The 14,538-nt window shown below is 46.8% G+C and carries 14 protein-coding genes; 4 read left to right on the plus strand and 10 right to left on the minus strand.

Annotation, left to right across the window (positions count from 1 at the left end; all coding sequences use genetic code 11):
* Positions 1-136 precede the first annotated feature (136 nt).
* The 8 genes from QNO02_RS28050 to QNO02_RS28085 all read right to left on the minus strand — a co-directional run bounded on the left by QNO02_RS28050 (position 137) and on the right by QNO02_RS28085 (position 6,248).
* Positions 137-472: a hypothetical protein gene (locus QNO02_RS28050; RefSeq protein WP_289390561.1), complete on the minus strand. Its 336-nt coding sequence runs from the start codon at positions 470-472 to the stop codon at positions 137-139.
* A gap of 44 nt (positions 473-516) precedes the next feature.
* Positions 517-1,218 carry a pirin family protein gene (locus tag QNO02_RS28055; protein ID WP_289390562.1) on the minus strand — a complete coding sequence of 234 codons (702 nt, stop codon included), beginning with the start codon at positions 1,216-1,218 and terminating at the stop codon, positions 517-519.
* Positions 1,219-1,417: 199 nt separating this feature from the next.
* Positions 1,418-1,831 carry a DoxX family protein gene (locus QNO02_RS28060; RefSeq protein ID WP_091036057.1) on the minus strand — a complete coding sequence of 138 codons (414 nt, stop codon included), beginning with the start codon at positions 1,829-1,831 and terminating at the stop codon, positions 1,418-1,420.
* Between the two features lie 50 nt (positions 1,832-1,881).
* Positions 1,882-2,742: a M56 family metallopeptidase gene (locus tag QNO02_RS28065; protein WP_289390563.1), complete on the minus strand. Its 861-nt coding sequence runs from the start codon at positions 2,740-2,742 to the stop codon at positions 1,882-1,884.
* Position 2,743: 1 nt separating this feature from the next.
* Positions 2,744-3,160 (minus strand): BlaI/MecI/CopY family transcriptional regulator, encoded by a 417-nt coding sequence (locus QNO02_RS28070; protein ID WP_091036054.1) that lies wholly within the window; start codon positions 3,158-3,160, stop codon positions 2,744-2,746.
* A gap of 209 nt (positions 3,161-3,369) precedes the next feature.
* Positions 3,370-4,833: a catalase gene (locus tag QNO02_RS28075; RefSeq protein ID WP_289392915.1), complete on the minus strand. Its 1,464-nt coding sequence runs from the start codon at positions 4,831-4,833 to the stop codon at positions 3,370-3,372.
* A 237-nt stretch (positions 4,834-5,070) separates the two neighbouring features.
* Positions 5,071-5,877, minus strand: coding sequence for a winged helix-turn-helix transcriptional regulator (locus QNO02_RS28080; RefSeq protein ID WP_249912728.1), 807 nt, complete (start codon positions 5,875-5,877; stop codon positions 5,071-5,073).
* The gene (locus QNO02_RS28085; protein ID WP_036612807.1) at positions 5,853-6,248 is read right to left on the minus strand and encodes a Fur family transcriptional regulator; all 396 of its coding nucleotides are present in this window, start codon (positions 6,246-6,248) and stop codon (positions 5,853-5,855) included. The genes QNO02_RS28080 and QNO02_RS28085 overlap by 25 nt, the downstream gene beginning before the upstream one ends.
* A gap of 272 nt (positions 6,249-6,520) precedes the next feature.
* Here QNO02_RS28085 and QNO02_RS28090 point away from each other — a divergent pair, with 272 nt between their 5' ends.
* The gene (locus QNO02_RS28090; RefSeq protein WP_133386158.1) at positions 6,521-7,633 is read left to right on the plus strand and encodes a GGDEF domain-containing protein; all 1,113 of its coding nucleotides are present in this window, start codon (positions 6,521-6,523) and stop codon (positions 7,631-7,633) included.
* Positions 7,634-7,768: 135 nt separating this feature from the next.
* Here QNO02_RS28090 and QNO02_RS28095 read toward each other — a convergent pair whose 3' ends face one another.
* Entirely contained in the window at positions 7,769-8,707 is a 939-nt protein-coding gene (locus tag QNO02_RS28095; protein ID WP_047840782.1) for an aldo/keto reductase family protein, read from the minus strand.
* Positions 8,708-8,863: 156 nt separating this feature from the next.
* Complete coding sequence (locus tag QNO02_RS28100) at positions 8,864-10,501, minus strand: ATP-binding response regulator (protein ID WP_289390564.1); 1,638 nt, start codon at positions 10,499-10,501, stop codon at positions 8,864-8,866.
* A 479-nt stretch (positions 10,502-10,980) separates the two neighbouring features.
* Here QNO02_RS28100 and QNO02_RS28105 point away from each other — a divergent pair, with 479 nt between their 5' ends.
* From QNO02_RS28105 to QNO02_RS28115, 3 genes are all read left to right on the plus strand, one after another.
* Positions 10,981-12,942 carry an anaerobic ribonucleoside triphosphate reductase gene (locus tag QNO02_RS28105; protein WP_289390565.1) on the plus strand — a complete coding sequence of 654 codons (1,962 nt, stop codon included), beginning with the start codon at positions 10,981-10,983 and terminating at the stop codon, positions 12,940-12,942.
* Entirely contained in the window at positions 12,939-13,448 is a 510-nt protein-coding gene (gene nrdG / locus QNO02_RS28110) for an anaerobic ribonucleoside-triphosphate reductase activating protein (protein ID WP_289390566.1), read from the plus strand. Before QNO02_RS28105 ends, nrdG begins: the two co-directional genes overlap by 4 nt.
* Before the next feature lie 216 nt (positions 13,449-13,664).
* Complete coding sequence (locus QNO02_RS28115) at positions 13,665-14,504, plus strand: methyl-accepting chemotaxis protein (RefSeq protein WP_036612816.1); 840 nt, start codon at positions 13,665-13,667, stop codon at positions 14,502-14,504.
* Positions 14,505-14,538: the final 34 nt, after the last annotated feature.

Consider the following 14,538-nt stretch of genomic DNA (forward strand, 5'->3'; position numbering starts at 1 on the left):
TCATCATGTCAACCTTCCGTTGCTCTTTTTTCTTAAATTTCATGAAACAACCTGAAATACATATACTATAAGATTGATGATATATAAGGAAAAAAGCCTTCCATGTGGAAGGCTTAATATTTATTATAACGTGTAGTTAATCCGCAAAATAATCTTCAGGCACATAACGAATCTCCGACTTCGCATAGATGCTTAGCGTGTGACTCTCCCTGTCGTACACAACCCGCTCACCTTCTACGTAGTACCAGTGTTTCAAAAGGGGCTGATTCTTGCGTTGGACGAATCGAAATACGTTCAGTTCCTGTCTAAGATCCATAATCTGTTCCACAATCTGCTCGTCCAGACCCGTAACGGTAAATATGAAACCTGTACCCTCCTGTTGGAACCGATAGGATAGGGAATCTGTTTTGCTATTAGCTAATCCTCGCCCGGTCACCGCATGTTTGACCATAAACCATTCCTGTTGCGCCATACGTGTATATCCTCCTTCATCTTGGAGTTCATTTCATCAGCCATCTACGGCAAATCAATAATCATATAGAACGTATCTTCGTTTGCTTGCAGTTCGATTGAATCCCGCTGTTCCACACGAGCCGTGTCGCCTTCGTTCAACAGGTACTCTTCATCCAATCCCAGCTTGCCCTCGATGGAGAAAATGTACATCCGGCGGCCCGAATCCTGATTAAAGGTTAACGTTTCGTCTTTGGCTAATCGGCCAAGGTAGATCGTCATATCCTGATGAATGGTCGCAACTCTTGGGCCCCCTTCTGGGGATACAATCGGCACGAGTGCTCCTGCCAATGCCGCTGGATCAAATGATGTGGTCTCATAGGAGGGCTCCACCCCTCTTGTCTTTGGCATGAACCAGAGCTGAAGCAAACGTACTTCTTCGGTATCGGATGCATTATGTTCGGTATGAATCATGCCACTGCCTGCTGACATCCGCTGGATACCACCAAAGCCTGTAACGGCTACATTCCCCAGGTTATCTTCATGTCGCAACTTGCCGCTGAGTACGATGGATACAATCTCCATGTCACTATGCGGGTGAGCCCCAAAACCGCGACCAGGCGCGATCACATCGTCGTTCGCTACCCTCATCGGTCCAAACGCCGTATTCTCCGGGTCTTGGTATTCTCCGAAAGAAAAGCTGTGACTCCCCCGGAGCCAGCCTCGATCGAAGCTGGAGCGGGCATCGGATGGAATGACGTTAATCATAAAATGCATCCTCCTTATTTTTTCTTAGTAGCATACTTATTCTCATTGTAACAAACCTCAGGCATGTCGTCCAAATGAAAAAAGTTCTCTACTGATCAGCCCGGTTCGCAAATCAATTCCCGAACCGGCCTGGCCAATAAAGAACCTCGTTACAGGACTCATCCTGCACTTCATTATTTTTTAGCAATCGTTAGTCAATTCAAGCACTCACATTCTGGCGAGCGCTCCCCTGTCTGGAGAACAGATAATCCACGGCCAGGAAGCGGCTTCCTGTGAAGAGCAGTGTCAGGGAACCCGCCAGCAGCAGGTAATCTAACTCGGTACCACTCAGGAACGGCTCACCCATTTTGGCTGTAAACAGAACGCCAACCATCACGATGGCAAACAGGGCAGCAAACACACGTGTTCCCAGACCCAGAATCATCGCTGCACCACCCACCAACTCAATAATGGCTACAACGGATGCAAGAAATCCGGGAATACCGATACTTTCGAAAAAACCTACTGTACCGCTGATTCCACCTTCGAATTTACTCCAGCCGTGCAATACAAAGATCAAACCGATCATAATCCTTGAGAAAAATAATCCAATCTCTACACTTTTATTATTCATGTTCATCTTCCTTCCTCGTTATATTCGACTTCACATTTAGCCAAATTAATTTATCCGATGGACCAAACAAACAAGATAGACAGCAATAGAAAAACAGTAGCCGACATCAGAACAGCATAACGTGGCAACCTCAGCGTAACGTCCTGTTCTGGGTCCAGCAGACGTGAAATTCGGACATTCACCGACGTATCCGCAAATGAGGACTGAACGGTCAGTTCTTTGGCTCCCCAAGGTTCAGGACAAGCACGGAGCAGCTTGAGCAAAGCACTGCCAATGCCTGCCACATTGCCTGTACGCTCAATGGCCTCATTGTCTGCCAGAATTTCTCTAACAATATTGTAATGTTTCGAAGTATGCTTCAATACGGGAATATACGGCATCATGATTGCAAATACCGATAGCAGTGTCGTCTTCAGTGGGTCACGGTGCCACAGGTGATGGACTTCATGGTACACAACTGCAGTCTCCTCTTCTGCATCCAACATCGTCAGTAGCCCTGTGGAGAGTACAATACATGGTCTCCATAAACCAATTGTGAATGCAACCGGAGAATGCTTGTCCACCACAATGAATCCTGGCTGTCCGAGATGGTGATACTTGGACTCCAGTTCGCGAGACAATGCACGCACCTCCATGGAGCGAAGTTTACGTAGGGCGGCTCTGGTTTTCATCATACGCACCATTAGCAACCAACCTGTTCCCGCAAAAGTCAGCAATACCAGTGCCAGCAGGAAATGTCCCACGGATAACCAACCCAGTCGACTCATCCAATGATTGCAGAGCCAGAGCAGGTTAAACGGGATATCCCAGCCAAAAATTTTGTACATCGCGTACATGAACATCTGCATGAACACGAGTAACGGAATGCCAAACCCGACGGTAAACAAAAGTTTCGAGCGGGTCTTCCACATTTTAATCGCTATCCTTTTTCCATTGTTTGATCTTCTGTTCCAGGCGTTCAATTAGACCCGCATCTGCTTCGTCCAGCGCATCCAGCATATGATTCAATGCCAGAGCTCCGAATTCATCCACCAACTCATGTGACAGTTCCTTGGATTGGTCGTTCATAAACTCCTCCTTACTCTGTACCGGTTGGTACAAAGATGTTCTGCCCTTTTGTGACTTTCCGAGAAGTCCCTTGTCTACGAGCCGGTTCATCACGGTCATGACTGTATTAAAATTGACGTCTTTGTCTTGTTCAAGTGCGGTCTGCACTTCACGGATGCTGCTGCCAGGACGAGACCATAAAATGTCCATGATCTTGGCCTCCAGCGGACCAAAAAATCGGTTGAGCCCACGCTCACCCACTTTGAAATTGTGTATTCTCATGTTCTGACACCCCTCACACTACCCATTGTAGTGCCAACAAATGAGAAGTCAACCTCTATGTCAGCTATTTTATGTAAATGATTTGTAAATTTGTTTTCCATTTCAGTGAAAAAGGCCAAAGACCGGGAAATTCCGCACGCTCACGGTTTTCCCGGTCTTCACCGAATATCAGTCAGTATGATGTTATGAGTACAGGGTCAAACTGCACTTTATTTGCCATCCTGTGACGGCATATGTGCAGAAATATCCACGCCGAGTCCATGAGCCAAACGTCCGCCAAGCTGTCCATCCGCCCGGAAGAAGTGGCACAGGGCACGCATTTGAATATCAACAGATACGCCCTTAAGGTCATTGATCAGATTATCAAGTAAATGTTGCTGCTCTACAGGAGTAAATGAACGGAAAAGCTCCCCTGCCTGCGTGTAATCATCCGTTTTCTCGATTTTTTCTCGTGTAACATGCCCTTGCAATGGAACCTGACTGTCCCGATATGCCGGATCTTCCTGCGGGCTGTTTCCTGAACTGTTGGGTTCATAGTTCACCGGAGATGGGTCCTGATTCACATTCATGAGTCCATCACGCTGATGATTACGAACGGGTGCGTACGGGCAATTCACCGGAATTTGCAAATAGTTCGTTCCAAGCCGGTGACGCTGTGTATCTGGATAAGAGAATAGACGTCCTTGCAGCAATTTGTCTTCGGAAGGTTCAATTCCAGGTACAAGTGCACTAGGTGAAAAGGCAGCCTGCTCCACTTCAGCAAAGAAGTTTTGTGGATTCCGATTCAGGGTCATGGTCCCTACCGTATGGAACGGCAATACATCTTCAGGCCAAGTTTTGGTCGGGTCGAGCGGATCAAAAGAAAAATCATCCATTTGCTCCGGCTTCAAGAGCTGTACCTGTAACTTCCACTGCGGGTATTGCCCGTTCTTGATATGTTCATGCAGGTCCCGGGTAGCATGGTTAAAGTCTTGCCCCTGTACCTCGGCAGCTTCCTGACGTGAAAAGCCGCGAACCCCCTGTGCAGACTCCCACTTGTACTTCACATAGTGGACCTGTCCCTGTGCATTGATCCATTTGAAAGCATGTACGCCGAATCCATCCATTTCCCGATAACTTGCCGGTGTACCCAGGTCAGAGAACAACCAGGTCATCATATGGGTTGATTCCGGCGAGAGGGTCATGAAATCCCAATAGCGAGCTGGGTCCTGAATGTTGGTATCCGGAGCTGGCTTCAAGGAATGCACCATGTCAGGGAACTTCATGGCATCACGAATGAAGAACACAGGCAGATGGTTGCCGACAATATCATAGTTGCCTTCACGTGTGTAGAATTTGACGGCAAATCCACGTGGATCTCGTGCAGTCTCTGGTGACCCCGTACCGTGAATAACGGTTGAGAAACGAACCAGCACATCCGTCTCCGTACCCGGATCTTGCAGGAAGTCCGCTGTTGTATACTCCTTCATACTCTGCTCTAGCGTGAACACACCATGAGCACCTGCTCCTCTTGCATGTACAACTCTTTCGGGAATACGTTCACGGTCAAAGTGGGCTATTTTCTCAATGAGATGGTAGTCTTCAAGCAGTGTTGGCCCTCTTCTGCCTGCTGTGCGGGAATTCTGGTTGTCACCTACAGGTGCTCCCTGATTCGTAGTCATACGTTCTGTCATCATGTCATCCTCCTCTAATGGGTCTCACGGCTGCTATATATCTACTATTAAAATCATATTCGGCTTCGGTTTAAATATACATTTAGACTTGATCTAACTGTTAAATTGATTCTAACATGTCCCACTCTGCTCTTGCATGAGGTTCACATGAGATTAAGATGAGGTTCTTCAACACTTCATGAATGAACTATGAACATGTATCTAAGTGAACGATAAATTTGGGCAAAAAAAAGCGGACTAATCCGCCAGGCGGTAGCCCACTCCTCTTACTGTTACGATATATTGCGGCGAAGATGCGTTATCGCCCAATTTTTTGCGCAAGCTTTTGATATGAACATCAACCACATTACTTCCACCCGTAAAGTCTGTCTCCCAAATATCGCTGAGCATCTCCTCACGGGAAATGACTGCACCTTTGGCATCAATCAGCTTGAGTAACAGATCATACTCGGTCTTGGTCAGATGAATCCGATTATTATCGCGCTGCACACTCATCCGTTCCCGATCAAGCCACAGATCCTTAAATCCGATACGCTGCCCTTCCTCAGGCAAAAACCCACGTTTGGGCAGAGCAGGGCTGTTGCCAATCATACGCTGCACCCGATATAGAGCTTCCTGCGGGCGTGCAGGCCACACCAGCAATTCCTCCTGAAGCATCGGTCCACTCGCGCTGCCAATCATCTTCTCACCGACCAGATACAGACAAGGGGTTGTATGCTCAGCCTCACGATTCAATCGGCTGCTAATGCCGGCAAATGCATCGATCGTTCCGGCAACAGATAGGTCATAGATCAACAGATCAAAGACAAGACGCTCATGCAGATCCGGTTCCCAGCGATGGAAAACCAGTACATCAAAGCAGCTATCCGTTAAGGCTTTTACCAGTTCATGAACCTGCCCCGGCATCGGGCTAATCAGAATAACACGCCGTGTAACAGGACAATTGTCCACAAGGGGCGCTGCATCGGACAAGGCGGGTTTAACCCTAAGGGGTAAACGACGGCCAGGCAGTTTTATTTTTACTTGATCCGTTTGTTTCTGCATTCCCCGCAGACACCTCCAAAGACCACATGAGCATGATCGATTGCATATCCAGTTTCTTCAGCTACCTGTTTCATCCATTGTGGAGGAACCTCCGTCATCACCTCGTCCACTTTGCCGCACACTTCACACATAATGTGCTGATGATCATCCATACGGGCATCGTACCTACTTGCTGTCTCTCCGAGTTTAAGTTCCCGTATCAATTCTTTGTCCGTCAGATAACGAAGAGAATTATACACCGTACCATAGGCCAGATTATATCCTTGTTCCACGAGTCGATTCATGACATCAGCAGCTGTCGGGTGATCCTCCGAATGACGCACCACATCATATACCGCTTGCCGTTGTATCGTCAGATTTAAAGTTCTCACAACCATTTCTCCTTTATTATTGATCCATTTTATATGAAATCAGACACTGATATTCTACTTATGATGGTCTTCCCAAAAAGAAGGAATAAATTTTGATTTAGATTAAGTATAAATCTCATTGTATATTGAAGTCAATATCACTCTAACATCCTGTATATGCAAATAAAACATCTTTCCCAGCAATCCCCTCATAAATTTGGGATAATATGGTTCGCTACAGCACCACTTTTCAGATAAAATATAGGGATGTGCGTAAAAAGGGGGAATGTCGGTTGTTTAGCACTTTTTTCATTAATATCTGTGTCATGATTACGTTTATGTATGTGTCCGGGATCATCGCAAAGTTCTATAGTATCCGATTGCCTTTTCCCTCGTTACGTGTTCAGTTGATCGGCGGCTTATTATTCGGTATATATGGCACAGTACTCATGAACTATTCCTTCCCTCTGAACGAGACTACGATTGTAGATCTACGGCATCTGGCCATCGTCACCGCAGCGGTATATCTGGGAGGAGTGGCTTCGGTCGTTACTGGACTCATGATCTCGGTCCTTCGTATTCTGATGTTCGGTTTATCATCCTCTGCCATAGATGCAGGATTTGTCATGACTCTGATCGGACTGTCCGGTGTATACTTCGCCTATGCTCCCTGGTCCAGACTGACCAAAATAATTACAATGAATCTGCTTGGCATAACATTAATCTTTATCATCCTTATGTTGAATACAGACAGCATGAATTCATTAATGAAGATATATCCGTTACAAATGACCATTTCCTTTGCCGGTGGAATATTTATCTATTTCATCGCAGAATTCATTAATAAATCCAATGAAATGTTATTTCTATTGGAAAAAAGAGCATCTACCGATCATCTTACCAACCTGAGCAATCGACGACAGTTCGAAAAATCACTTCAACTGGAACTCCATCGTGCGCGGGATTACCAACAAAAGCTTTCCTTGCTTGCCATTGATATTGACCGGTTCAAAAAGGTAAATGACACCTTTGGTCATTCCGCCGGTGATGCGGTCCTGAAGCAACTTGGACAACTGCTCGTTGAGCACGCACGTTCTGCTGATATCGTGTCACGAAACGGTGGGGAAGAATTCGCCATTCTCTTGCTCGACTGTGGACACCGTCAGGCCGTGGCTACCGCCGAATCTATCCGGCAGGCAGTAGAGAAATACCATTTTGCTCTGCCCGACGGACACACAACACGTCTAACCATCTCCATTGGTGTGGCCGTGTATCCGGATCATTGTGATGCTCATGACGATGACGACTTCTTCGAACAGGCCGACCGTGCTTTATATGAAGCCAAGAATACAGGGCGTAACCGTGTGTGTGCCTTAAATTTTCGTTCCTTGCCTCTTACACAGTAAGATCTTGCCTTTCAATAAGCTAACCTTTCAACGTTCTCCAAAAAAGGGATGTCTCGTTCGCCTATTCAGGCGCACAAGACATCCCTTGCTTTATGGATTAGTATATATCATCTCAGCTTGTGTGCTCACAGAAAATCAAGCAAGGATGCTCTCGATCTCCTCAACAATGGCAGCATCCAGCTTCACGCCAGATGCAGCCGCGTTCTCTTTTACCTGCTCGGGACGACTCGCCCCGACAAGTGCACTGGATACATTGTTCTGGCGCAGAATCCAGGCAAGGGCCAGTTGGCCAACCTTCAGATCCAGCTTGTCCGCCACTTCAATCAGTTGACGAACTTTCCCGATGCGATCCGCATTGATCTTTCCTTCGTCCCATCCTAGCTTGGCCGCACGGCTATTCTCTGGGATATCGGAAACGGACGTATATTTCCCGGTCAATAGACCTTGAGCAAGCGGGGAGTATACGACTTGTCCGATGCCTTTACGCTCGCCGAGCGGGATAATCTCATTTTCGATATAACGGTCAAACATGTTGTACACCGGCTGATTGACCACGATACGATCCAGGAGCAGACGGTCTGCTGTACCCAACGCAGCTTCCATCTGAGCCGCAGTCCACTGGCTGACGCCGACATATAACACTTTGCCTTGACGTACCAGATCATCCAGCGCCCGGAGTGTTTCTTCAATTGGTGTTTCGGTATGATAACGATGGCAGTAATAGATATCCACATATTCAACGCCCAGGCGCTTCAAGCTGGCTTCACATTGCTCCTTGATATGTTTGCGAGACAGCCCCTGGTCATTCGGACCATCACCCATTTTGCCAAATACTTTGGTTGCAAGTACATAAGAGTCACGGGAATAAGCTTTGAGCGTCTGCCCAAGCAGTTCTTCTGCTGCACCCCGTTCATATACATTGGCTGTATCAAAAAAGTTAATGCCTTCATCAAATGCAGTTTCAATTGATTTCACCGCATTCTCACGTTCCACATACCCTCCGTACGTCAGCCAGCTTCCCAGGCTGATCTCGCTTACTTTCAGTCCGCTTCCACCTAATCTGCGATAATCCAATGTACATCCTCCTCTGTTGGTTATAAAGATGAAGTTCACTTTCTATTGTAACGTAACCAGCTCGGAATAAAAGGGCTTTGGCTCAGAAAATGGAAAATGAAAAAAAGCGCACCTATAAGGTGCGCCAATTAAATATTCCTTCATGTATCTGCTCATTTAAGGCAAAGTAATGCTCAATGCATTCAACAGATCAGCTTGTCTGACTGGCTTTGTCAGGACAGCATCAAAGGCTTCTGCTTCATGCAATTCAATGTGCATACCATAAGGAACAAGAACAATGACGGGCAGATTTTCCAGTCGCTGTTTCAGTTCATGTACAAAATCAACCGCTCCGCCTTCCAGTAATCCCATATCCACCACGGCTACATCAGGCATGAATCCTTCCTTGATCCAATCATGCGCTAATGTTAAACCCGAGGTCATGTGTACATCCATCTCCCACCTACGCATCAGGGAAGAGACGCCTTGCAAAATGTCAGGGTCCTTGGCGAGTAACACCTTTTTCCCTTTTAACCGCTGCTGAACACTTGCGAGTTGAGGTAACTCCCAGTATCTGCGCAATGGAAGGGAGATATTGAATTCCGTCTCATTTTCCTTCACACTGCTCACCTGAATACGGCCATGCATGAGAATGGCAAGATTCTGGCTTACAGCTAAACCCAGATTGCTTCCAATCAGTTTTTGGATATTCAAATTTTCATCTTGGCTGTTAAAGGTTTGTGTCTTCTTCTCCGATAACATCTGACCCGTGTACTTCACCTTGAGCTGAAGTGTACCGGTCTCCTCCAATTCTTCTCCGTTCACCACTGCTGTGATCAGAACGGAACCTTCACGCGTTGAATCGAGAGCATACTGAATGACGTGTGCAAGCAACTGTCCGATCTTGACTTCATCACCAACGAACACTTGTGATACATTCAGTTCAAGATTTAATCCCAGCTCAATGTTCTTGCCCGTCGCAATGCCGGCATAGAGATACACGGTATTCTCAATGGTGCCTACCAGATCAAACGGATCATCATGTATAACCGTTTTACCTGCTTCATTAATGTTGAAATTCATCATATTATTCAGCAAGGAAAGCAGAATATTGCCGCTTGTCTCAATCATGTTCACATATTCGGACTGCTCCTCTGGCATATCCGGTGTGCGCATCAGATCTGTCAGTCCCAAAATACCATTCAAGGGATTGCGAATCTCGTGACTCATCAATTTCAACATCTGTGTTTTGGTCATGGCCTCAGATTCGGCACGTTCTTTCTCTGCCTGGAGCTGTTCTTGCATTTGTTCCGAATCACTCAATTTCCGCTCCTGAACATGCAACGTGCTTTCCAAATCGACAACATAGCCCAGGAATACAGCCATCGCCTTCAGTGTCTTCATATCGGTTTCGCTGATCACATAACCAGGATCATCCATTAGACATATGGTACCAAATGTTTCGCCCGATCTTCTCATAATAGGCACGCCCACGAAGAAGCGATTGCCAAGTCCGCTCGTAACGCCCATGGATCGTGTCATCGGATGTTCACATGTATCCGGGATCGTAAGAACACTACCGTTGTCTCTTAATACCAGGCTGCAATATGAATCCGTAAAAGGAAGTGTACTGCCTTTAACAACTAACTCTTCCGTACGATTAAAGGCCTCCAAAATGACATTGGTCACACCGTCATTCGTGGCAATAAAGATGGTATTGACCTTCAATATACCGCTTAATACGTCTACGATATGGGCCGCAGCTTCCTTTATATCTTCATAGAAGCCTCTCGTAATGCCTTCTGCCGTCCCCATGATCCACCCCTTTTGTCTTAGCTGCACTTTCTAATCTGTATATCAGAATGTTAATCACGTACAAGGGCTCATCAAGAATCCGAATAGCTGTCACAATCTATACTTATATGATTAACACCGTAGAAGTAAAAGAGAATCATACTGCCTGCCGATAGCCCGTTTTCGGACAAAAGCAGGTCTTGAACTGATAGTTAAAGACTGAAAATGTACTGCAAATCGCCTTTTCAGCTTGATTAAAGTCCATCTTGTCCAACTTCGAATATTATCCTTGCAAGATAACTAGAAATTATACGCTTCTACTCAGACTTTGGAAACCTTTATCCGCAGCAATTAAAGGAAAGTCCACTTTGCCCACTACGTTGTGTGACCATTATCACACCCAAAAAACCACATATAGTTTATAAATGGATAATACGAATCTACATATAGTATTTAACGTGAATTAAATGATAACCAAATCATTTTAGGAGGAACCTTACATGAACATGCTTGAGTATGCCACTCCACCGGCATCCGATCTATTATCCGACCTGGGAAGACGCATTATTGGCGCAGAAGACGCCGATACGCTGAGGGAAAATGCAAATCTGAACGGGGACTCCTTCAGCGGCAAGATGAGCAGGCTCGGTTCGGAGACCGCCAAGTGGCATGCTCTGCGTCATGTGTTGCCGGAAGAGCTTGCCCAAGCTGTGGAGAATGGGGATCTGTATGTACACGATCTGGATCAGTATGCACTTGGAACGACCAACTGCATCTTTATCCCGTTTGACCGTCTCCTTGCTGCGGGTTTCAATACAGGCAACGGATCGGTTCGCACACCTCAGACGATCATGTCTGCAATGGCCCTGGTTGCGATCATCTTCCAATCCCAGCAGAACAGTCAATATGGCGGTGTATCGGCCAATAAGATTGACTGGGATTTGGCCCCTTATGTACAGCGATCGTTCCGCAAACATTATCGCAAAGGGCAACGCCTCTTTGGTGAGCATGCCCTGCTTGAGGATGAACAGCTTTATCTGGACAGCATCGAAGCGAAAAATCAGTGCCCGCGCGCATATGCCTTCGCCTATGAAGAGACTGAGCTGGAGACAGGACAAGCTGCTGAATCACTGATTCATAACTTGAATACAATGAGCAGCCGGGCAGGTGGTCAGATTCCATTCACTTCACTGAACTATGGATTATGTACTTCAGCGGAAGGAAGGTTGGTATCGCGTTCATTGCTCGAAGCAACCATCCGTGGCCTGGGCAACGGGGAGACTCCCGTGTTCCCTCAACATATTTTCCAATGTAAACAGGGGATCAATCAGGCTCATGGAGAGCCGAACTATGATTTGTTCCGCCTCGCAGTCACCTGTTCATCCCGGCGGATGTATCCCAACTTTGTCAATGTTGATGCTTCGTTCAATCTGCCTTTCTATCATCCGGAAGATCCGGATACGATCATTGCAACTATGGGATGCCGCACACGTACACTGGCTGACCGGTTTGGTCGCAATCGTCAAAGTGGCAAAGGTAATCTGTCCTTCAACACCATTAACCTCGTGAAACTCGGCATCCGGTTTGGCATCTGCCAAGGTGCCAGAGCTGTCGCTGACCGTGCGGGATTCTACACTGCTTTGGAGTCGGTTATGCATAATGCCACTTCCGGCCTGCTGCATCGCTACCGAATTCAGACAGCACAGCCTGCCAAAGCATCGGACTTCATGATGCGGGAGGGTGTATGGGAAGGTGGAGAACAGCTTGGCCCGAACGAGCCGGTTGCCGATCTATTAAAACATGGAACATTATCTCTTGGTTTTATCGGTCTTGCGGAATGTATGACAGCTCTCTATGGGCGCCATCATGGGCAGGACCCACATGTACACCACGAAGCGCTCAACATTATTCGGACCATGAGAGAGTTCTGTGACCGGATGAGCGAGCAGCATAACCTGAATATCACCCTGTTTGCCACACCTGCCGAAGGCTTGTCCGGCAAATTCACGAAGATCGACAGAGAACGATACGGCCTCATTGCCGGGGTTAATGATCGTGAGTATTATACGAACTCATTCCATATCCCGGTATACCACACTCTTCCAGCTTATCGGAAGATTGAACTGGAGGCCCCGTTCCACACTTTATGTAACGCGGGTGCAATCTCCTATGTGGAGCTTGACGGAAACGTTCGGGCCAACACCGTAGCTTTCCTGCGAATTGTGCAGTATGCACTGGCACAGGATATCGGTTATTTCTCTATTAATCATCCGATTGATCGCTGCCCTGCATGTGGTTATGAAGGCGTCATTGGGGATGTATGTCCAGGCTGTGAAGCCCACGAGAACCATGTGCACTTCCAGCGGTTACGCCGCGTAACTGGCTATCTGACCGGAGATTACAAAGTACGCTTCAATGCTGCGAAGCAAGCCGAAGTGCGGGATCGGGTGAAGCACCGGTGAATCTATATGGTTACATCCCGGAATCGGTGAATGAAGGGACAGGCCTGCGTGCTGTGTTGTTCATCAGCGGATGTCGTCACGCCTGTCCAGGCTGCTTCAGTCCGGATTCGTGGAGCTTTCGAGCGGGTGAGCCCTTTACAGAGGAGCGGCAGCAGCAGATTCTGCATGAAGTGACGACCCATCCATTGCTGGATGGCGTTACGTTGTGTGGTGGTGATCCCTTTTTCTCGGCAGCAGAATGTACGTCTTGGGTCCAGCAGCTCCGAGCTGCACGTCCTGATCTGACGGTATGGGCCTACACGGGATTTGGATATGAAGAACTGATTACCGACCCTGCGAGAGCGGAGCTTGCCCAGTTGTGTGATGTGATTATTGACGGGCGATACGTTGAAGCGGAGCGTGATGTCTCCCTTCCCTTCCGCGGCAGTCGGAATCAGCGTTTGATTGATGTCAGTGCAACACTAGCCACTCGAACCATCGTTACAATGCAGCTCAGTATGCTGTAAAATTTGGTTTTATTCCCCTCACCAACTAACATGGCACGAGTCCCCAGCGGACTCGTGTCTTTTTGGCGTATAGCGGTCTGCTTTAAGAAATAGGTTTTATCCATTCTCTCTATTTTCTTCTCTATTGCATGACGATATATAATATAGGTAGTTACTAAGTTAGCATTTAAAATTTAACCGTTTACATAAGGTAACCAGGGAGGAATCATCTTTTATATGGATATTGTTCAAGCATTAATTACATGTATGCCTTTCTTTCGAGATACGATTCGTCAGGATGTAACCCTCTCCGTTATTGATCATGAGAAATTCCTATATTTCTCAGCAGGGGAATCGTTAAAGCAACTGAATTATCAACCCGGCGACCCTCTATTGGATGGAAATCGAAATTTTGCTGATCTCAACGGCGGTACAGTCAAACGATTCGATCACTACCCTAAAGATTTATTCGGTGTTCCTTTTGACGTGGCTTTTATCCCCATTAAAAATGAAAAAGGTGAAGTCATCGCCCTGTTTAACCTGCTCTACAGTATGGATGACCAGGACCAGCTGCAACAGCTCATGGATGCTACCGAAAATCTGACCAACCAGTTAATTGACAGTGTACAGCATGTAGCTGCACACTCCGAGGAACTCAGTGCCACAACCGAAGAGATCCGGAATAATTCCAAACAAGCCGTACAGAAATCAGGCAATGTAACTCAAGTCGCCAGCTTCATTCGTGAAATCTCCGAACAAACCAATCTGCTCGGCTTGAATGCAGCCATTGAAGCTGCTCGTGTAGGGGAAGCTGGTGCAGGTTTTGGCGTTGTTGCCAAAGAAATTCGCAAACTGTCTGTGGATACCAAAGAAGCAACGGCCCGTATTGAAGATTCTCTTCTCTCGGTTCGGCAATCCATTCAAGGCATGGAGAATGAACTTGGTGAGATCACTGCGAGCTCCCAAGAACAGGCTGAACTCGTAAACAATTTTATGAGCACAATTGAGCAGCTGAATGAAACCAACAAACAATTGAAACAATTTGTGCAAAAAATGATTACGTTTGACGGAAAATAAAAATACGTTTAATGGACAATAAAAAATGCGTTTG

The sequence above is a fragment of the Paenibacillus sp. PK1-4R genome (assembly GCF_030369595.1).
GTDB lineage: Bacteria > Bacillota > Bacilli > Paenibacillales > Paenibacillaceae > Paenibacillus.